The sequence below is a fragment of the Nocardia sp. NRRL WC-3656 genome (assembly GCF_000720265.1).
In the GTDB taxonomy this organism is placed as follows: domain Bacteria; phylum Actinomycetota; class Actinomycetes; order Mycobacteriales; family Mycobacteriaceae; genus Nocardia; species Nocardia nova.
In genome coordinates this window covers 27,938-47,479 of record NZ_JOJF01000020.1, presented here as the reverse complement: position 1 = coordinate 47,479, position 19,542 = coordinate 27,938, and the positions used below count along the sequence as shown (strand labels likewise).

General features: G+C 70.5%; 17 protein-coding genes. 11 read left to right on the top strand and 6 right to left on the bottom strand.

Features of this window, described 5'->3' with window-relative positions; all coding sequences use genetic code 11:
* Positions 1-12 precede the first annotated feature (12 nt).
* Positions 13-510: a dUTP diphosphatase gene (gene dut / locus IG65_RS0124070; protein ID WP_030517218.1), complete on the top strand. Its 498-nt coding sequence runs from the start codon at positions 13-15 to the stop codon at positions 508-510.
* A 1,424-nt stretch (positions 511-1,934) separates the two neighbouring features.
* Positions 1,935-2,828, top strand: a complete 894-nt coding sequence (locus IG65_RS39280; protein WP_051756793.1) for a DUF3710 domain-containing protein — start codon at positions 1,935-1,937, stop codon at positions 2,826-2,828.
* Positions 2,829-2,871: 43 nt separating this feature from the next.
* On the opposite strand, the gene IG65_RS0124060 is transcribed toward IG65_RS39280, so the two are convergent.
* Entirely contained in the window at positions 2,872-3,600 is a 729-nt protein-coding gene (locus IG65_RS0124060; RefSeq protein WP_030517216.1) for an alpha/beta fold hydrolase, read from the bottom strand.
* A gap of 307 nt (positions 3,601-3,907) precedes the next feature.
* Here IG65_RS0124060 and IG65_RS0124055 point away from each other — a divergent pair, with 307 nt between their 5' ends.
* The 3 genes from IG65_RS0124055 to IG65_RS0124045 all read left to right on the top strand — a co-directional run bounded on the left by IG65_RS0124055 (position 3,908) and on the right by IG65_RS0124045 (position 5,946).
* Positions 3,908-4,330, top strand: coding sequence for an OB-fold nucleic acid binding domain-containing protein (locus tag IG65_RS0124055; protein ID WP_051756768.1), 423 nt, complete (start codon positions 3,908-3,910; stop codon positions 4,328-4,330).
* A 180-nt stretch (positions 4,331-4,510) separates the two neighbouring features.
* Positions 4,511-5,116 carry a DUF3159 domain-containing protein gene (locus tag IG65_RS0124050; protein WP_036525563.1) on the top strand — a complete coding sequence of 202 codons (606 nt, stop codon included), beginning with the start codon at positions 4,511-4,513 and terminating at the stop codon, positions 5,114-5,116.
* A 170-nt stretch (positions 5,117-5,286) separates the two neighbouring features.
* Positions 5,287-5,946 carry a sigma-70 family RNA polymerase sigma factor gene (locus IG65_RS0124045; protein ID WP_308189495.1) on the top strand — a complete coding sequence of 220 codons (660 nt, stop codon included), beginning with the start codon at positions 5,287-5,289 and terminating at the stop codon, positions 5,944-5,946.
* A 6-nt stretch (positions 5,947-5,952) separates the two neighbouring features.
* Here IG65_RS0124045 and IG65_RS0124040 read toward each other — a convergent pair whose 3' ends face one another.
* Both IG65_RS0124040 and IG65_RS0124035 read right to left on the bottom strand, forming a co-directional pair.
* Entirely contained in the window at positions 5,953-6,654 is a 702-nt protein-coding gene (locus tag IG65_RS0124040) for a TrkA family potassium uptake protein (protein WP_036525552.1), read from the bottom strand.
* A complete protein-coding gene (locus IG65_RS0124035) occupies positions 6,651-7,322 on the bottom strand; it encodes a TrkA family potassium uptake protein (protein WP_030517211.1) in 672 nt (223 codons plus the stop codon). Before IG65_RS0124035 ends, IG65_RS0124040 begins: the two co-directional genes overlap by 4 nt.
* A gap of 168 nt (positions 7,323-7,490) precedes the next feature.
* On the opposite strand from IG65_RS0124035, the gene IG65_RS0124030 reads away from it, so the two are divergent.
* A complete protein-coding gene (locus tag IG65_RS0124030) occupies positions 7,491-9,479 on the top strand; it encodes an APC family permease (RefSeq protein ID WP_030517210.1) in 1,989 nt (662 codons plus the stop codon).
* The gene (locus IG65_RS0124025; protein WP_030517209.1) at positions 9,476-10,870 is read left to right on the top strand and encodes a class I SAM-dependent RNA methyltransferase; all 1,395 of its coding nucleotides are present in this window, start codon (positions 9,476-9,478) and stop codon (positions 10,868-10,870) included. The genes IG65_RS0124030 and IG65_RS0124025 overlap by 4 nt, the downstream gene beginning before the upstream one ends.
* Before the next feature lie 118 nt (positions 10,871-10,988).
* Here the strand turns inward: IG65_RS0124025 and IG65_RS0124020 are convergent, their stop codons facing one another.
* Positions 10,989-11,732, bottom strand: coding sequence for an SIMPL domain-containing protein (locus tag IG65_RS0124020; protein WP_081879714.1), 744 nt, complete (start codon positions 11,730-11,732; stop codon positions 10,989-10,991).
* Positions 11,733-11,905: 173 nt separating this feature from the next.
* Here IG65_RS0124020 and dxs point away from each other — a divergent pair, with 173 nt between their 5' ends.
* Together dxs and IG65_RS0124010 are read left to right on the top strand one after the other, a co-directional pair.
* Positions 11,906-13,801, top strand: coding sequence for a 1-deoxy-D-xylulose-5-phosphate synthase (gene dxs / locus IG65_RS0124015; RefSeq protein ID WP_030517207.1), 1,896 nt, complete (start codon positions 11,906-11,908; stop codon positions 13,799-13,801).
* Positions 13,802-13,844: 43 nt separating this feature from the next.
* Positions 13,845-14,648: an enoyl-CoA hydratase gene (locus IG65_RS0124010; RefSeq protein WP_030517206.1), complete on the top strand. Its 804-nt coding sequence runs from the start codon at positions 13,845-13,847 to the stop codon at positions 14,646-14,648.
* Here IG65_RS0124010 and IG65_RS0124005 read toward each other — a convergent pair.
* Together IG65_RS0124005 and IG65_RS0124000 are read right to left on the bottom strand one after the other, a co-directional pair.
* Positions 14,636-15,952, bottom strand: a complete 1,317-nt coding sequence (locus tag IG65_RS0124005; RefSeq protein WP_081879713.1) for a ribonuclease D — start codon at positions 15,950-15,952, stop codon at positions 14,636-14,638. The two genes, IG65_RS0124010 and IG65_RS0124005, sit on opposite strands and share 13 nt — an antisense overlap.
* Positions 15,953-15,973: 21 nt before the next feature.
* The gene (locus tag IG65_RS0124000) at positions 15,974-16,612 is read right to left on the bottom strand and encodes a DUF3000 domain-containing protein (protein WP_081879712.1); all 639 of its coding nucleotides are present in this window, start codon (positions 16,610-16,612) and stop codon (positions 15,974-15,976) included.
* Positions 16,613-16,731: 119 nt separating this feature from the next.
* Here IG65_RS0124000 and hemE point away from each other — a divergent pair, with 119 nt between their 5' ends.
* Together hemE and IG65_RS0123990 are read left to right on the top strand one after the other, a co-directional pair.
* Complete coding sequence (hemE, locus tag IG65_RS0123995) at positions 16,732-17,799, top strand: uroporphyrinogen decarboxylase (RefSeq protein WP_051756766.1); 1,068 nt, start codon at positions 16,732-16,734, stop codon at positions 17,797-17,799.
* Between the two features lie 150 nt (positions 17,800-17,949).
* On the top strand, positions 17,950-19,290 hold the full coding sequence (locus IG65_RS0123990; RefSeq protein WP_030517203.1) for a protoporphyrinogen oxidase: 1,341 nt from the start codon (positions 17,950-17,952) through the stop codon (positions 19,288-19,290).
* Positions 19,291-19,542 lie beyond the last annotated feature (252 nt).

The window sequence follows — 19,542 nt, the reverse complement described above, 5'->3', positions numbered from 1 at the left end:
GGCTCGCTGGACGTGACCGGACTTGCACCCATACCTCTGCTGCGGCTCGATCCCGGCGTCCCGGTGCCCACGCGCGCGCACCCGGGCGATGCCGGAGTGGATTTGTGCACCACCGAAGACGTCATCCTGGAGCCGGGCGAGCGGGTGCTCGTCGGCACCGGAATCGCCGTCGCGTTGCCGGAGGGCACCGTCGGCCTCATTCATCCCCGGTCGGGGCTGGCCGCCAAGACGGGTCTGTCCGTCGTCAACACGCCGGGCACGGTCGACGCCGGATACCGGGGCGAGATCAAGGTCTGCCTGATCAATCACGACCCGCGCACGGCGATTCAGTTGCGCCGCGGCGATCGGATCGCACAATTGCTGGTGCAGCGTGTGGAACTGGTGGATTTCGTGGAGGTCGACCAGCTCGACGAAACAGCGCGCGGCGCAGGCGGTTACGGGTCGAGCGGCGGACACCACAGTCTGTCGCCGCAATCCGGCGGGGCGGGCCGCGCCGGAGGGGAGGTATGAACATGTTCGGCCGTGGAGATCATCGATCCGATCATGACTCCGAGCGGGACGACACCGGCTATGGCGATTCCTATTACGACGAGGGATACGCCGAAGGCGGCTACCGGACCGGTACGCACCGGGCACCGGACCTGGGGGACGACGGAGTCTACGGCGAATCCGCCTACGGCCCCGGCTATTCCGAGCCGGACTACCCGGCCGGGCCGGGCGCGGAAGCTGCGGGCGGGCGCACCGGGCGGCACGGCCGCGCGGAGCCGGACCATGGTATGACTCCGCCCGGGTACGGGACGCCGGGACGTCCGGCTGCGCCGTATCCCGGTGCGCGGCCCGGCCCGTACGAGACGGGCGCGCACGCACGAATGCCGGCGCGCCCGGGTACTCCGGCACGCGGTGACGCGCCGGTCCGTCCGCCGCGGCGCGCGCCGGGCGGACCGCGTCCGGACCTGCCGCCGGTGCCGGGGGATATGGACGACACCGGCCCCATTCCGCGCATCCCTTCCGGCCAGTTGCCGCCGCGGCCGGCGGGCGGAACCGGCGCGATTCCGCGCGTTCCCGGCGGCCCGGCGGGTACGGGGGCGATGCCGCGCGTCCCCGGTGGGCCGGTCGGAACCGGCGCGATCCCGCGTGTTCCCGGTGGCCCTGTCGGGAGTGGTGCGACCCCGCGTATTCCCGGCGGTCCGGCGGGAACCGGTGCAACACCTCGGATCCCGGGCGCTCCGGCCGGCACCGGACCCACACCGCGGATTCCCGGCGGCCCGCTGGACTCCGGTGCGATGCAGCGCAACCCCGGTCCCCCGGCCGGTACGGGCCCGACTCGACGCAATCCTCCGGGGCCGGGTGGCACGGGTGCCGTGCCGAGAATTCCCGGCGCAGCGCCCGCACCGGGCGGTCCGGTGACGGGTTCGGTCCGGCGGATTCCGCCCGGTGCGAACCCGGCCGGGCCCCCGACGGGTTCGGTGCCACGGCTTCCTCCGGGACCCGGACGTCCGGCGCCGGGCGGTCCGGGTGGTCCCGGCCGACCGGCTCCGGCCGGCTCACCCACCGGGGCTCCGCCTCCGCCGCGACGCGCCGCGGAGCCGACGGGTACGCCCGCGCCGACGATTACCGGCCGGCACCCCGTCGTGCCCGGACAGCAGCGCCCGGATGCCGGTGACATCGAGTACGGCCACCCGCAGACGGGCCGGCATCGCCCGGTGGAGGCCGAAGCTCCCGGCTATCGCGAGCCCGCGCAGCCGCATCCCGCGGCGCCGGACCCCTACGCCGGGCGCGGGTACGACACCGCCGAATCCGGCCCGGCCACAGGCGGTTTCGCGGTAGCCGACCCCTACCGGCAGTCCTCCGGGGCGCACGGCGGCGACTCGTACGCCGAAACTCCCGGTTACGCCGCTGCCTACGCCGAGGATCCCGTCGAAACCTCCGGCTACGTGGACGATTCCGCATATGCCGGTGCGGAGGCCTACGCCGAGGACGACGCGTACGACGCCGAAAGTCTCGACGACAGCGAGGGCTTCGACGACGACGCCGACTACGCCGACGAATACGACGCCGACGAATACGACGCCGACGAATACGAGGACGAGGACCGCGACGCCGGCGAGGGAGAGGGTTCCGCACCGCGGACCGGGCCCTTCGATTACGACGAGGTGGCCGAGATTCTCGCCGAGATCTCCGACCAGCATCTCGATCTGGGTTCGGTGCTCCTCCCGGTCCCCGACGGCGGTCAGTTGCAGGTGGAGATGACGCCCGACGGCACGCCGCAGGCGGTTCATCTCGCGACCCCGCACGGACGTCTCACCGTGGCGGCCTACGCGGCACCGAAATCGCCGGGCCAGTGGCGGACCGTCGCCGCGGATCTGGCGGAATCGCTGCGGGCCGACGGCGCGCAGGTCTCGGTGCAGACCGGGCCGTGGGGTCGCGAACTGCACGCGGTGACCGAGGGCGCCGACCTGCGCTTCATCGGCGTCGACGGTTACCGCTGGATGGTCCGGCTGGTGGCGGCGGGGCCCTCGGGCGCCGCCGACGAGGGCGGCCCGCTGGTCGAGGCGGCCCGCGCGATTCTCGCCGAGACCGTGGTGCGCCGCGGCGACGAGCCGATGCCGGTGCGGGAACCGTTGCCGGTGGTGCTGCCGCAGGAACTCGCCGACCAGCTGATCGCGGCGCATCAGCAGCAGGTCGAGGCGCAGCAGCAGGCGCTGGCCGCGCAGGCGGCCGCGGCCGAGGCGGCCGCGACGGGCACCTTCCCGGTGGTCACCGCCGAACAGCAGGGGCCGCGCCGCGGCGCCGAAGGCTCGGCGATGCAGCAACTCGGTCTCAACTGACGGCTTCCGGGCGCCCGGCCGTACCGCGGGCGCCCGGAAGCCGTCAAGCCCGCAGTTCCTGCGTGACCAGGTCCGGGACGCCCCGGGCGCCGAGAATCCCCGGATCGGCGCCGAGCTCGTCGAGCGTGATGCGGTGGATGCGCGCCCGCGGGATCAGCTCGTACCACTGTTCGGCGACGGCGAGCGGATGCACCGGATCGTCGACCGCCGCCACGACGGTGGTCGGAACGCGCAGTGCCGCAAGCGATTCCGCGTCCGGCCAGGCATAGGTGGCGGCCTCTTCCAGCGCCGACGGCAGATCGGGCCAGTGCGTGCGCCACGACTGGGTCAGCGCCCGGCCCAGCCAGGCCGGGCTGCCCGCGCGCATCCGTTCGATCACCGGTTCCAAGCCGTCGGCGCGCAGCTGGGCCGCGGTGCTCGCCGCGCTGAGCGCCGCCGGGCACCCCGTGATATCGGAACCGGTCCAGGCCGGCAGGGCCGCGACCACCCCGAACGCCGATTCCGGGTGGGCGCCGGCCCATTCCACCGCGATCGCGGCGCCCAGCGAAATCCCCGCGGCGAGCACCGGCCCGAGGAGGGCCGCCTCGTCCAGCGCCGCCCGGCAGCTCGCGACGACGGCCCGCGGCTGCGGCTCCACCGCGATGAACGGCAGATCCATTGCGGCACAAGCGGGTTCGAACGCTCGCCGGGCGAAGTCGGCATCGGATCCGGTGCCCGGCAGGGCGACGACGACGGCCGGGCGCGAGCCGCCGGCACGGGGTAGTTCTGCCACGGCCGCAGCCTAGCCGCTGGGCCGGGTGAGCCTCGCGCCCCTCCGATCACCGGCGGAGCCCGGCGGTCCGGCCCGCCCTTCCGATGCGTGAAAAACGTGTTGTCGACCACTCGAATCCGAGGGTTCGCGCGCGGACCGGCGGGGAATCCAGCAAACGGTGCGGTCAGCGCCGTGACGGTGGTGCCGGGCTCCCGTAGCGAGGGCGTCCGGGTGCATCTACAGTGGCGGTGTACGGCCCATCAGCCGGTCGTGTGGGAAACCGACGACGTGTGACCCACGCCGTCTGTAGTGCAGGAAGTGTTGCAAGATGCCTTTCACAGGCGGAAACAAGGCGGGTTCCGGTGCCGCGGGCAAGGTAGGCCCCGACAGCGGTTATTTCCGGCGTCTGGGGCGTCGTCTGACGGCCGATCTCGACGTACTCGATGCGGAGGAGCTGGCGGAGACCTCCGAAGCGTCGGGCGCGTGCAGGGCGGCGGAATGCCGACGTGGCGAAGAGGTCACCATGCTGGGGCGATTGCGCAGTGTGGAGGCCTGTCCGAAGTCGGCCAGCGCTTCGGTGGAGGCCGAATTCTTCGACGGCACCGACGCGGTGACCCTGGTATGGATCGGCAGGCGCCGCATACCCGGTGTCGAATCGGGACGCCGTATCCTGGTCCGTGGCCGCATCGGTGAACGCGATGGCGCCAAGGTGATGTTCAACCCCTACTACGAACTCCGCGAGAATTCCTGACGTATGCCGATACCCCACAACAACGAGGGCGCCGACCCGGCCGCCGTGGCCGGACTCCGCGCGAACCCCGTTGCGGGGCGCGGCCGTCACCGCCTGCGCGAGTCCGGCGGTGATGCCCCGCGTCATCCGGCCGTCGGCGAGGACGACGATTCCTACACCGGCGAGGACCGCGAGGAGGAGATCGAGCAGACGCTGCTCGAGCAACTCGGTGGTATCAGCGGACTGATCTACTCCACGCTGCCGGTGGTGGTGTTCGTCCCCGCCAACACGCTGTGGGGCCTGACGGCCGCCATCTGGACGGCGCTGGCCACCGCCGCCGGTGTCCTGATCTGGCGGCTGATCCGCCGTTCGCCGATCCAGCCGGCGATCTCCGGGTTCATCGGTGTCGCGGTCTGCGCCTTCATCGCCCACCGCACCGGCGCCGCGAAGGGCTATTTCCTCTTCGGCATCTGGGCGAGTCTCGTCTACGCCGGGGTCTTCCTGGTGTCGTTGCTGGTGCGCTGGCCGCTGGCCGGCGTGATCTGGGGTGTGCTCAACGGCCACGGCCACAGCTGGCGCTCGGATCGGCGCGCGATGCGACTCTACGATCTGGCCACGGTGGTGTGGGTGATCGTCTTCGGCGCCCGGTACCTGGTGCAGAACCATTTCTACGACACCGACAGCACCGGCTGGCTGGCCGCCGCCCGCATCGCGATGGGCTGGCCGTTGACCGCGGTCGCGCTGCTGGTGACGGTGTGGGCGGTGCGCCGCGCCGGCCATATGCCGGTCTCCTCGGCCACCGAATAGCGCGCCGAACAGTACCGGCGGACCGAACCGACTCCGAGTCGGGTAATGCCCCCGATTCTGGGGGCGGACAACGATGGGGTGGGCAGAACCCACCCCTGGGGTATCTATTCCACGCACCGGAGTCGGCGCACGATCGTGTCAGTCAGTAGCGATCGGCGAGAGGATCCCCGGTGGATACCGAGAACGACACGGTGACGGCGCCCGGCCCGGCGAAGGGTGCGGGAGTCCGTTCGCCGAGATCGGCGCCCGCGGGGTCCGACAGCCGCCGCGCCGCCGCCGAACTGGACCGCCTGATCGGCCCGGCCGCCGCGGGCGACCAGCGCGCGGTCACCGAGATCATCCGGATCGTGCACCCGCTGGTGCGCCGCTATTGCGCCGCGCGCGTCGGAAGCAGCAACAATCCGCACGTCACCGCGGACGACATCGCGCAAGAGATCTGTATCGCGACTGTCACCGCGATTCCCCGCTACCGCGATCAGGGAAAATCGTTCCTGGCGTTCGTCTACGGCATCTCCGCCAACAAGGTGGCCGACGCGTTCCGCCGCGCCCAGCAGCATCCGTCCTATCCGGTGGCCGAATTCCCCGACACCGCCTCCACCGCACCGGGACCCGAGGAGCTGGCACTCAACCTGGAACGCCGCCAAGCCACCCGTGAGCTGATGAAGATTCTCGCGCCGGCCCATCGGGAGGTGCTGGTGATGCGGATTGTGCTCGGCTGGACGGCCGCGCAGACCGCCGAGGCCATCGGCACGAGTCCCGGCGTGGTCCGGGTCATGCAGCATCGCGCGCTGACCAAGCTGCGCGCGCAACTGCTCCCCGAAACCGCCTGAGCGGATTCAGATCGCGGGCGGCTCCGCGCCGGCGGGAGTCGCACCCGCCGGTTCCGTGGCCAGCCTGCGGCGCAGTTCGTCCTCGGCCTCCACCGTGGACACGAACAGCAGCTCGTCCTCGCCCTCCAGCGGATCGTCGGGCTGGGGGACGATCACCCGCCCGCCGCGCAGGATCGTCACCAGGGCGACGTCGCGGGGCAGGGAGAGCGTACGCACCGCGCGACCGGCCAGCGCGGTGTCGGTGGGCAGGGTGATCTCGACGAGGTTCGCCTGACCCTGACGCAGCGTCATCAGCCGGACCAGGTCGCCGACCGAGACCGCTTCCTCGGCCAGCGAGGCCAGCAGCCGCGGTGTCGAGACCGCGACGTCCACACCCCAGGAACCGTCGAACAGCCACTCGTTGCGCGGATCGTTGACCCGCGCGACCACGCGGCGCACCCCGAATTCGGTCTTGGCGAGCAGGCTGAACACGAGATTGGCCTTGTCGTCGCCGGTGGCCGCGATCACCACCTCGTAGTCCTGCAGGCCCGCCTCCTCGAGCAATTCGAGTTCGCAGGCGTCGCCGTGCATCCAGACGGCCGAGGGGGCGACCGTCGGGTCGATGTGGTCGAGCCGCCGCTCGAGCAGGGTGACCCGATGCCCGCCCCGCAGCAATTCCTGGGCGATGGAGCGGCCGACGGCGCCTGCTCCCGCGATCGCTACGTTCACGACTTGTCCTCGCTCGAAGGGGCGGTGGCGGCGACGGCCACGGCCTCGCCGACCTTGTCGGAGACGGCGGCGATGTAGACCGTGTCGTCGGCCTGCAGCACCGTTTTGCTGGTGGGCAGCAGTGCCTGCCCGAAGCGGACCAGGAAGGCCACCCGCACCGGTACCGCATCTTCCAGATCCCGCACGGTACGCCCGTACCAGTCCTCGTGCAGGACGAGTTCGGTGACCGAGCCGGTGCCCGTGGGATCGCGCCAGGTGGCGGTGGTTTCGTCGCCGGTGAGCGTGCGCAGGAACCGGTCGGTGGTCCACGGCACGGTGGCGATCGTGGGAATGCCGAGCCGCTCGTAGACCGCCGCGCGCTTGGCGTCGTAGATGCGGGCCACCACCCGTTCGACCCCGAAGGTCTCGCGGGCGACGCGTGCGGAGATGATGTTGGAGTTGTCGCCGTTGGACACCGCGGCGAACGCGCCCGCGCGCTCGATGCCCGCGCGGATCAGCACGCCCCGATCGAAGCCGACGCCGGTGACCCGTTCCCCGGGAAAGTCCTTGCCCAGGCGCAGGAATGCGCCCGGATCCCGGTCGATCACGGCTACCTCGTGGCCGATCCGGACCAGGGCGCGTGCCAATGCGGAGCCGACTCGGCCGCACCCCATGATCACTACGTACACCGTGTCAACCCCAATTCCGCCGAAAACCGTGGTGTGCGGTCTGGTTCCCTCTCGGGGGAACCGTACCCGTTGACGGTTCCCCGCAGCATGTTCCCCCATCGGCCGGGACCGAAACGCGAGTGAACCGCCCGCTATGTCACATCCGGTCCTGCCCTTATGCTGTGCCGAGTGTCCAAGTTGACGACGGCCGTCAAGCGTATGGTGGTCGGCCGCCCTTTCCGTAGCGATTCCCTGGGACATACCCTGCTGCCCAAGCGGATCGCGCTGCCCGTCTTCGCCTCCGACGCGCTGTCGTCGGTGGCGTACGCGCCCGAGGAGATCTTCCTCGTGCTCTCCACGGCGGGTTTGTCCGCCTACGTCTACACGCCGTGGATCGGGCTGGCGGTCGCGGCCGTGATGGCGGTCGTGGTGGCCAGTTACCGCCAGAACGTGCACGCCTATCCGTCAGGCGGCGGCGACTACGAGGTCGCCACCGTCAATCTCGGCCCGATGGCCGGGCTGACCGTGGGCAGTGCGCTGCTGGTCGACTATGTGCTCACGGTCGCGGTCTCCATCTCCTCCGCGGCATCGAACATCGGTTCGGCGGTGCCGTTCGTGGCCACGCACAAGGTGCTGTTCGCGGTGGCCGCGATCGTTCTGCTGACTGCGGTGAATCTGCGGGGGGTACGGGAATCGGGTACGGCGTTCTCCATTCCCACCTACGGCTTCATGATCGGTGTCTTCCTGATGCTGGCCTGGGGTGTGGTGCGAATCTTCGTCTTCGGCGACGATCTGCATGCCGAATCTTCCGGATTCAGCCTCAACGGCAACGAATCGCATCTGCAGGGCATCGCCTTTGCCTTCCTGATAGCGCGCGCGTTCTCCTCGGGATGTGCGGCGCTGACCGGTGTGGAGGCGATCAGCAATGGCGTACCGGCCTTCCGCAAGCCGAAATCCCGCAATGCCGCCACCACACTGCTGATGCTCGGCGCCATCGCGGTCACCCTGTTGATGGGGATCATCCTCATGGCCCGCAAGCTCGGCGTCGTCTTTGCCGCGGACAAGGCGGATCTGGTGGGAGCGCCGGCCGGTTACGAGCAGAAGACGCTGATCGCTCAGCTGGCCGACTCGATCTTCTCCGGCTTTCCTGTCGGCTTCTTCTACATCACCATCGTCACCGCGCTGATCCTGGTGCTGGCAGCGAACACCGCCTTCAACGGCTTCCCGGTGCTCGGCTCGATCCTGGCGCAGGACCGGTTCCTGCCCCGGCAGCTGCACACCCGTGGCGACCGGCTGGCGTTCAGCAACGGCATCCTGTTCCTGTCCGGCGCCGCGATCGCGTTCGTGGTCCTGTTCGGCGCCGAGGTGACGCGGCTGATCCAGCTCTACATCGTCGGTGTGTTCGTCTCGTTCGTGCTGAGCCAGACCGGCATGCTGCGGCACTGGACGCGGCTGTTGCGTACCGAAACCGATCCGGCGGTGCGCCGGCGGATGCTGCGCTCACGCGTCATCAACGCCATCGGCCTGACCATGACCGGCGCCGTGCTGATCATCGTGCTCATCACGAAATTCCTCGCCGGCGCCTGGATCGCGATCGTCACCATGGCCGCGATCTTCGGCCTGATGCGGCTGATCCGCCGCCACTACGACACCGTCGGGCGCGAACTCGAGGAGCAGGAGTTCACCGGGGTGCTGCCCAGCCGCACCCATTCGATCGTGCTGGTGTCGAAACTGCATCTGCCGACGCGGCGCGCGCTCGCCTACGCCCGGGCCACCCGGCCGGACACACTGGAGGCGGTCACCGTCAACGTCGACGAACCCGACACCCGGGCGCTGGTGCGAGAGTGGGCCGACAGCGATATTCCGGTGCCGCTCAAGGTGATCGAATCGCCCTACCGCGAAATCACCAAGCCGGTGGTGGATTACGTGAAGCGGGTGCGCAAGGATTCGCCGCGCGATGTGGTGACGGTCTTCATCCCCGAATACGTGGTCGGCCACTGGTGGGAGCAGTTGCTGCACAACCAGAGTGCGCTGCGGCTCAAGGGCCGGTTGCTGTTCGAGCCGGGCGTGATGGTGACGAGCGTGCCGTGGCAGCTGAGTTCGTCGGCCAAAGCACGCCGCCCCGAAGTGGTCAACGCCCCGGGTTCGGTTCGCCGCGGTTACGAGGATCGTTCGTGAGTGCCGGGCCGGACTGGTCCGGACGCACCTTGCAGGTGCGGCTGGGACCACCCGGCCATGGTGGTTTCTGTGTCGCCCGGCACGAGGGCCGGGTGCTCTTCGTCCGGCACGGTCTGCCCGGTGAACTGGTGCGTGCCCGGGTGACCGAGGACCGCGGCGGCTCGTTCTGCCGCGCCGAGGCGATAGAGATTCTGGAGGCGTCGCCGGACCGCGTGGCGCCGAATTGCCCGGTCTCGGGTCCCGGCGGCGCCGGCTGCTGCGATTTCGCCTTCGCCACCCCACAGGCGCAGCGCGCCCTGAAGGCCTCGGTCGTCCGCGAGCAGTTGCGGCGGCTCGCGCACTGGGAGACCGACATCGTCGTGGAAACGCTCCCGGTGCGCGAGACCGGTCTCGGATCCGAGGCGGGTGGTGCGGGACGCTCCCGCGGGCCCGCGGCCGGGTCGGAGCCGGATGCCGACCACCGGCTCCGTGCGGATGCGACCGTGGTCGTCCCCGGCCCCGAGGCGCCCGAGGTGGGGTGGCGCACTCGGGTGCGATTGGTTGTCGATGCCGAGGGCCGTGCCGGCGTACATCGGTATCGCAGCAGTGACGTGATCACGGATTTACGCTGCCCCCAACCGGTTTCGGGCGCGATGGACGGCATCGCCGACCGCGCGTGGACTCCCGGCGCCGAATTGGTGATCGCCGTCGACGCGGACGGCCTGCGCCATATCGTGGAACTCGCGCCGCCGGCCGCACCTCCGCGGCGTGGCGGCGATCGCCGGGCGACCGCCGCGCGTCGTGCCGCCGCCCACGCGCGGCGCGCGGAACGCGTGGTGTCCGGCAGCGGACGGGCGGTGCAGTATGTGGCCGGCCGCCGCTGGGAGGTCTCGGCGACCGGCTTCTGGCAGCCGCATCGCGATGCGGCGCAACGCTATTCGGATGTGGTGGCCGAGTGGGCCGACCTCGCTGCGGGCGCCACCGCATGGGATCTGTACTGCGGCGCCGGTGTCTTCGCCGCGCGCCTGGCCGAGCAGACCGGTCCCGGTGGATCCGTGCTCGGCGTCGAATCCGCGCGCTCGGCGGTGGCCGACGGCACCGCCGCCCTGCGCGACCTGCCCGCCGTCGACCTGCGCTCCGATCAGGTCGAACGCTGGATCGCCGCCCAGGATCGAGCCCCCGAGGTCGTCGTCCTCGATCCGCCGCGTGCGGGCGCCGGGAAACAGGTCATCACCCCGCTCACCGCCGCCGCGCCCGCGCGCATCGTCCACATCGGTTGCGATCCAGCGGCTTTCGCGCGAGACGTGGGCCTCTACCGGGAGGCGGGTTACCGAGTACGCGAGCTGCGTGCCTTCGATGCCTTCCCCGCGACGCATCACGTGGAGTGCCTGGCGCTGTTCGAACGGGCGTAGACAGCGGCGGCGCCGTCGACGAGGTCGGCCGGTGATCCCGCCGGACAGGCGTCGCGGGCGTAGGTGACGGGGGAGCTTTCGGAGACGGCGACCTACTGCCGGCGAGATCTGTTGCGGTTCAACTCAACTGCCAGGTCGCCCGCAGATCCGCGGTGACCTCGTGCTCACCGTATTCGACCGGAACCGGGGCGCCCGGGGCCGCTGATCGAGCGGCGACGAAACGGATGTCGCCGCGGGGTTCCGGTGTCGCCGAGGCGTTTTCGGTGATCTCCAGCACCGGTCCGAGCGCGCGTTCGGCGCGGGCCGCGTAGCGGCGGGCGCGGTCGAGGGCGTCGTCCCACGCCGCTTCGCGGGCGCGGATCAGCAGGTCGGCGCGGTCGGCGACGGTGAGGTTCAGCCCGCCCAAGCGGACATCGTCGCCCCCGGCCGCCACGGCCCGGGCGATCACGGCCGCGGGATCGGCGGCCGCGTGATCGGAAGCCGTGGCCGCGTCAGCGGCGGCGGGATCGGCCGGGATGCGCAGGTTCACCGTCAGCGAGGTGGTCGCCACGTACCCGGTGATGCGTGTGCCCTCGTTCTCGGTCCACGTCGTCTCGGTCCGCACGGACAGTCCGGTGGTGGCGATATCGCTCGCGGCGACGCCGTCGGCGCGCAGGGCGCCGGTGACCGCGGCGGTGCGTTCACCGGCCCGGCCGTAGGCCGCCGCCACCGCCTCGGCGCGCGTTTCGATCGAGATCGATACCTGCATCCGATCGGGCGTCGCCGTTGCCACCCCGTGACCGAACGTCGTGACGGTGGCGGGACGGGAAATATCGGCTCGCTGCTGCTCTGAAGTATCGGCTCGCTGCTGCTCGGCGGTCATATCGTCCTTCCTGCGGGCGGGACGGGCAGTCACCCACTGTAATGCGGTTGATCTATGTCGAGCCTCACACCGATATCGGATGTCGCAGCTCGCCGGTCGTTCCCGTCGTCGGGGCCCGACGCGGCTCCGTAGACTGTTCGAAACAGATGAGCCACGGAGAGGGAGCGAGAACGGTGGGAGTTCTTTCCCGGGTCGATACGCCCGAGGACCTGCGCCGGCTGACGGTGCCGCAGCTGCGCGAGCTGGCCGAGGAGATTCGGGAGTTCCTGGTCCGCAAAGTAGCGGTCACCGGCGGTCATCTGGGCCCGAATCTGGGGGTGGTGGAATTGACCATCGCCCTGCACCGGGTCTTCGACTCCCCGGCCGACCCGATCATCTTCGACACCGGCCACCAGGCCTACGTGCATAAGATCCTCACCGGCCGCAAGGACAAATTCGATCGGCTGCGCAAACAGGGCGGCCTGTCCGGCTACCCGAGCCGAGCCGAGAGCGAGCACGACTGGGTCGAGTCCTCGCACGCCTCGGCCTCGCTGTCCTATGCCGACGGTCTGGCCAAGGCCTTCGCGCTGACCGGGCAGGATCGCCACGTGGTCGCCGTCGTCGGTGACGGTGCGCTCACCGGCGGCATGTGCTGGGAGGCGTTGAACAATATCGCCGCGGGCCCGGATCGGTCGCTGATCATCGTGGTCAACGACAACGGCCGCTCGTATTCGCCGACCATCGGCGGATTGGCCGACCGGCTGACCGCGCTGCGCATGCAACCGGCCTACGAACAGGCGCTCGACGCCACCAAGCGGTTCGTCCAGGGCATTCCGCGCGTCGGCAGCTCGGCCTATTCGATGCTGCACGCGCTCAAGGCCGGCATCAAGGACGCGGTCGCCCCGCAGGAGCTGTTCAGCGATCTCGGGCTCAAGTACGTCGGCCCGGTGGACGGGCACGATCCGGTGGCGCTCGAGGCCGCGCTGCGCCGCGCCAAGGATTTCGGCGGCCCGGTCGTGGTGCACGCGGTGACGCTCAAGGGCCGCGGATATCAGCCCGCGGTCGACCACGTCGCCGACCAGATGCATTCCATCGGCGCCATCGACCCCGAGACCGGACAGCCGACCGGCGGCAAGACCGTCGGATGGACGTCGGTGTTCTCCGAGGAACTGATCCGCCACGGTGAACAGCGCGACGATATCGTCGCCCTCACCGCCGCCATGTCGGGGCCGACCGGGCTCGCGCCGTTCGGTGAGCGGTTCCCCGACCGGCTGTTCGATGTGGGTATCGCCGAACAGCATGCGATGACCTCAGCCGCCGGACTGGCGCTGGGGGGTCTGCATCCGGTGGTGGCGATCTACTCGACCTTCCTCAACCGCGCCTTCGATCAGCTGCTGATGGATGTGGCGCTGCTGAAGCTGCCGGTGACCCTGGTGCTGGACCGCGCCGGCATCACCGGCGACGACGGGGCCAGCCACAACGGCATGTGGGATCTGTCGGTGCTGGGCATCGTGCCCGGCATCCGCGTCGCCGCCCCGCGCGATGCGGTGACCCTGCGCGAGGAACTGGCCGAGGCGCTGGCCGTCGCCGACGGGCCGACCGCTCTGCGTTTCCCGAAAGGTCCTGTCGTCGAGGAGGTTTCGGCGTTGGAACGGCTCGACGGTGTCGACGTGCTGCGGATGCCGGAAGGGTCCTCGGCGCAAGCGGTGCGCGGTGACGTCCTGCTCGTGGCGGTCGGCGCGCTCGGCGCCACCGCGGTCGCCGCGGCGGATCTGCTGGCGGATCGCGGGGTTTCGGTGACGGTGGTGGACCCGCGCTGGGTGCTGCCGGTCTCCGACACCATCGTCAAACTGGCCGAGAACTATCGCATGGTGGTCACCGTCGAGGACGGCGGCCTGCACGGCGGTATCGGATGCACCGTCTCCGCGCGGCTGCGCGATTCCGGACTCGACGTGCCGACCCGCGAACTCGGCGTACCGCAGCAGTTCCTCGAGCACAGCTCGCGCGCCCAGATTCATCAGGAGCTGGGCCTGACGGCCGAGAACATCGCCGAGCGCGTTACCCGGTGGCTGACCGGTGGTGCGGTGTAGATTCTGAAACCGGTTACAGTTTTCGTCGCCGGTAGGAGTCTGCATGTCGTTCGTGCTCGTCGAGAAGCCTCGCCCGCAGATCGCGCTGGTCACCCTGAACCGGCCCGAACGCATGAACGCCATGGCGTTCGACGTCATGATCCCGCTGCGGGAGACGCTCGAGTCCGTGGCCGCCGACAACGAGGTCCGCGTCGTCGTGCTCACCGGCGCGGGCCACGGGTTCTGCTCCGGCGCCGATCTGCAGGGCGCCGGCCGGGTCCCGAATATCGAGGGCCTCACCCGCACCACCGTGGCGCGACGTTCGATGGATCTGCTCGACAATGTGATGACCACACTGCGGCGCATGCATCAGCCGGTGATCGCGGCGATCAACGGGGCCGCGATCGGCGGTGGGTTCTGCCTGAGTATGGCCACCGATATCCGCATCGCATCGGAGCAGGCCTATTTCCGTGCCGCCGGCATCAACAACGGACTGACCTCCGCCGAACTCGGCATCAGTTACCTGTTGCCGCGCGCGATCGGCGCCTCCCGCGCCTTCGAGATCATGCTGTCCGGCCGTGACATCGACGCCGCCGAGGCCGAGCGAATCGGCCTGGTCTCCCGCACGGTCGCCGCCGACAAACTTCTCGACACGTGTTACGAACTGGCCGAACGCATCATCGGCTACAGCCGGGTCGGCACCGAGCTCACCAAGCGCATGCTGTGGAGCGGGATGGAGGCCGGCAGCCTGGAATCACATATGCAGCACGAAGGTACGGCGCAACTGTACGTGCGGCTGACCACCGAGAATTTCGACGAGGCCATCCGCGCGCGCCGCGACCGGCGCACACCGGTCTACGAGGACTGAGCCGGCTCCGGGAACAGCGCCGCGGCCAGCTCGGGAACCGCCAGTTCGCGCTGCCAGGTCCGGGCGCCCCCGGCCTCGAGATATTTGTCGATCACGGCCGCGGGGTCCGACGGCGTTGCGCCGGTGCGGAATTCGGGCAGCCCGTCCCAGCACAGCCGGCGCAACAGATCGGGAGTCAGCAGATTCTCCACCGGCACCGCGTGTCGTTCCGACAGTCCGTTCATCGCCGCCCGGGCTGCGGCCAGGCGAGCCGCCGCGACCGGATCGCGGCGCTCCCAGCGATTGACCGGCGGCGGACCGTCGAACGGCTGCGACATCGGCGGCAACTCCGAATCCGGCAGCGCGCGAGCACGTTCCACCGCGGTGAGCCATTCCCGCGAATATCTGCGCTGCCGCGGACCACCGAACACCGGCAGGGCGCGCAACTGCGGCACCGTCTTCGGATCCGCCTGTGCCGCGGCGATGATCGCCGAATCCGGCAGAATCCGCGCCGGGGCCACATCGCGATGACGCGCGATACCGTCACGCGCCGTCCACAATTCGCGGACGGTCGCGAGCTGCCGCGCCCGCCGCAGCGTGTGGATGCCCGAGGTGCGCCGCCAGCGATCCGGCTTCGGCGGCGCGGGCCGGGCGGTGCGCACATGGTCGAATTCCTGTGCGGCCCAATCGGATTTACCCTGATCGCTCAGCGCTGCCGCGACCTCGTCGCGCAATTCGACCAGCAGTTCCACGTCCAGGGCCGCGTAGTTGAGCCAGTCCTGCGGCAGCGGCCGGGTCGACCAGTCGGCCGCGCCGTGTCCCTTGCGCAGTTCCCGGCCCAGCAGCCGCGCCACCATGGCGGCCAATCCGACCCGTTCGAATCCGGCCAACCGGCCACCCAGTTCGGTGTCGAACAGCCGGGCCGGTCGCAGCCCCAGTTCGGCCAGGCACGGCAGGTCCTGGTCGGCGGAGTGCAGCACCCATTCCAGGTCGTTGATCACCGCCGCCAAGGCGTCCACCGCGGCCGGATCCGGAATCGGGTCGATGAGGAAGGTCCCGCTGCCGCGCCGGCGCAGTTGGATCAGATAGGCCCGGTTGGAGTAGCGGAATCCGGAGGCGCGTTCGGCGTCGACGGCCAGCGGGCCGGTACCGGCGGCCAGCGCGGCGGCCGCTTCCGCGATCTCACGGGCGGAATCCAGAACCGGAGGAATGCCGTCGGCCGGGGCGAGCAGAGGAACCACGCTGTCCGCGTCCTGCTGCGCGGGCTGGTGCTGCGATGCGGGTGATGTCCTCGAGATGGTGTCGGACTCGTCGGCTTCGGGCATAGCCCGAACTCTACGTGTCGCTCAGAACTGGTCGTCGGCAATCTGCGGATGCGGCCGCAAATGGGTGATGCCGGCCGGGGGCAGTCCCGCCGCGTAGGCCAGCACCTCGCAGAACGCCTCGACATGCGGGGCCAGCTGGGGTGAGCCGACCGTCCACGAGGCACGCAACTCCAGCTGATAGGCGCGCGGCGGCCCGGCGATATCGCCGTAGCGGACCGAACTCGTGGAGGTCACCGTGCCCCCGAGCGCCGTGAACTCCTCGCCGCGCGATTCCAGGGCGTCGACCAGCCAGCTCCAGGCGACCTCCGGCAGCAGCGGATCGCCGGCCAGGGCCGCGTCGATATCGGCCTGGATGTAGGCCACCAATCGGAAAACGCCGTGCCAGGCCTCGTGCCCGTTCGGGTCGTGCAGCAGGATCAGGCGACCGAAGGCGTCGTCGTCGGAATCGACCGGGATGACATTGGTGTCGGGATGCTTGACCTCGGCTCCGATGGCGTACGAATAGGGTGCCAGGCGTTGTGGGGGCCGGATCGGTGCGAGCTCGATCCGAGGATGGACGGATGCGGTGCCCATCGCATCGACCGCGGCGCGAAACTGGGCTGGTTCGCTGTCAGGGCCCGGGGTCGGTGCGGCGCCGTCGCGGAAGTCGAGCGGTGTCACGACTGTGAACGGTAGACCTCTCCGGTGTCCGGCACGCGGAGGCGCGCCGCTACGGGCGCTGTGACCGGGCGTGGACGGCCGCGCGGGTAGGCGCCCGGCGGCGGCATACGATAGCGGGGATGAGCACACCAACCCGCCGCCGCTTGCCCGATGCGCCCTTCCTCGCCGCCGCCACCGGCGCCGGACCCGGCCGCCGTCCCGTCTGGTTCATGCGGCAGGCCGGACGGTCCCTGCCCGAGTACCGCGAACTACGCGCGGGCATCGGGATGCTGGAGTCGTGTTTCGATCCGGAGCTGGTGTGCGAGATCACGCTGCAGCCGATCCGCCGCCACGGTGTGGACGCGGCAATCCTGTTCTCCGACATCGTCGTTCCGCTCAAGGCGGCCGGCATCGAGCTCGATATCGTGCCCGGCGTGGGACCGGTGATCGCGAATCCGGTGCGCTCGGTCGACGATGTGCGCGCGCTGCCGCGGCTGCGCCGCGAGGAGGTCGGCGCGATCACCGACGGTGTGCGGCTGTTGCTCGACGAACTCGGCGAGACGCCGCTCATCGGATTCGCCGGTGCCCCTTTCACTCTCGCGTCCTATCTGGTGGAGGGCGGCCCCAGCCGCAACCACGAGCGGACCAAGGCGTTGATGCTCGGCGACCCGCAGACGTGGCACGCGCTGCTCGGTGTGCTCACCGATATCACCGTGGAATTCCTGCGCGCCCAGATCGCGGCCGGGGTGGACGCGGTGCAATTGTTCGACTCGTGGGCGGGCGCGTTGTCGCTGGCGCAGTATCGGGAATTCGTTCTGCCGCATTCGGAACGGGTTTTCGCCGAGATCGGGGAAGCCGGTGTGCCGCGTATCCACTTCGGGGTCGGCACGGGTGAACTGCTGGGTGCGATGGGGGAGGCCGGAGCCGATGTCGTCGGCGTCGATTGGCGGGTGCCGCTGACTGCCGCCGCGCGCCGCGTCGGGCCCGGAAAAGCCTTGCAGGGCAATCTCGATCCGGCCGTCCTGTTCGCGGGCAGCTCGGTCGTCGAGCGTGAGATCCGCCGCATCGCCCACGAGGCCGACGAGGCGATCACCCTCGGCGCCTCCGGTCATATCTTCAACCTGGGCCACGGCGTATTGCCCGACACCGACCCCGGCGCCATCACCGCGGCGGTCGAACTGATCCACAGCCTGCCCGCGCCGCTGTAAGCCGCCATCGTCGCCAGTGGTGCGGCGGACTCGCGCACGTGGAACCGTGAGCGTGAATCGAGGCGGTACCTGGGCGTCCCTTGCGAGGCGAGTACGTTGCAGGGGTGCGGTAGCGTCGCGCACCGGCGCGGGGACGAGTGAGGAGCAGCTATGCGGGTCGTGGTTGTCGGGGGCGGGATCAGTGGTCTGGTCGCGGCGTATCGGCTGCGAGTGGCCCTCGGCTCGGAGCTCGAACTGGTGCTGGTGGAGCGGCGTGACCGGGTCGGTGGCATTCTGCACACCGGTGAGCTGGCAGGGGAGCCGGTGGATCTGGGCGCGGAGGCGTTCGTGGGCCGACGGCCCGAAATCCCGGCGCTGCTCGCAGAATTGGGGCTGACCGAGCAGCTGGTGCATCCGGCCGGGCGGCGACCGCTGATCTGGTCCGGCGGCACCGCCCACCCCCTGCCCGAAGGCACGCTGATGGGCATTCCCGCCGGGCCCGATGCCGTGGCCGGCCTGGTGGACGCCGAGACGCTCGACCGGATCGCCACCGAGCCCGGCCGGCCGCTGCGCTGGGAACGCGGCGGTGACGTGTCGGTCGCCGAGCTGGTCGGCGAGCGTTTCGGTGCGCAGGTGGTGCAACGCAGTGTCGATCCGCTGCTGGGCGGAGTGTATGCCGGGCGCGCGGAGTCGATCGGCGTGCGGGCGGCGCTGCCGACCCTGGCCGCCGCCCTCGACGCCGGCGCGCCGAATCTCACCCGGGCGGTCGCCGACGCCCTGCCGCCGCCGTCCACCGCCCCGGTTTTCGGCGGCCTGCGCGACGGATATCGGGTCCTGCTCGACGCCCTGCGTGAGGCCGCCGCACCGAAGGTCGAAACCGATACGGCCGCAACGGGTCTGGTGCGCACGGCCACCGGCTGGCGGATCGATCCGGTCGGCGAGGCCGACGCGGTGATTCTCGCCACCCCGGCGCCCGTCACCGCCGAGTTGCTGCGGTCGGTGGCTCCGGAAGCAGCCGCGGCCGCGGCCGGTATCGAACTGTCCTCATCCGCCGTGGTCGCCCTGGGCCTGCCGGCCGATACCCCACTGCCCGACAATTCCGGCATTCTGGTCGCCACCGGAGAACCGTTGCGCGCCAAAGCCTTTACCCTCTCCAGCCGCAAATGGCCGCATCTGGCCGAGCGCGACGTGGCGCTGGTACGTGCCTCGTTCGGCCGCTTCGGTGACGACACCCCACTGAGCTGGCCGGACGACGATCTCGTCGCGGCCGCCGTGGCCGACCTCTCCACCGTGACCGGTCTCGCGATCCACCCCGAAACGGCCCTGGTGCAACGCTGGCGCGGTGGCCTCCCGCAGTACGCGCCCGGCCACACCACTCGGATCGCCGAACTGGAATCGGCGGTTGCCGCACTGCCCGGCCTCGCGATCGCCGGAGCGTACCTGCACGGCGTCGGCGTCCCGGCCTGTGCGGCCTCGGGAACCGCTGCTGCGCAACGCATTCTGGCCCGATGATCGATTCGGCGTGCCGCCGGCCCGGCTCGACCGGTGAGGCGACGCCGGGAATGCCGTTGCGCGACGAGCCGTAGTGGACGAGCGGGCTGCAGGGCGCCCGCGCCGCGCGTCGGCTCGTTTCCGGGAGCGGACCGGCCGAAACGACCCGTGCTCCTGTTCGGCCTCCCCGCGGGCTGCCCACGTCGGTAGAAAGCCCGGCTTCCGAGCGGCCCGGTCGGCTGCAGCGGCGGCGCACAGCAATGCCGGTGCCGA

Excerpts from the sequence above, each read along its gene's own strand:
- IG65_RS0124055 (WP_051756768.1), top strand. The coding sequence starts at position 3,908 with ATGCCTTTCACAGGCGGAAACAAGGCGGGTTCCGGTGCCGCGGGCAAG.
- IG65_RS0124020 (WP_081879714.1), bottom strand. The coding sequence starts at position 11,732 with ATGACCGCCGAGCAGCAGCGAGCCGATACTTCAGAGCAGCAGCGAGCC.
- IG65_RS0124010 (WP_030517206.1), top strand. The coding sequence starts at position 13,845 with ATGTCGTTCGTGCTCGTCGAGAAGCCTCGCCCGCAGATCGCGCTGGTC.
- IG65_RS0124005 (WP_081879713.1), bottom strand. The coding sequence starts at position 15,952 with ATGCCCGAAGCCGACGAGTCCGACACCATCTCGAGGACATCACCCGCA.
- hemE (WP_051756766.1), top strand. The coding sequence starts at position 16,732 with ATGAGCACACCAACCCGCCGCCGCTTGCCCGATGCGCCCTTCCTCGCC.
- IG65_RS0123990 (WP_030517203.1), top strand. The coding sequence starts at position 17,950 with ATGCGGGTCGTGGTTGTCGGGGGCGGGATCAGTGGTCTGGTCGCGGCG.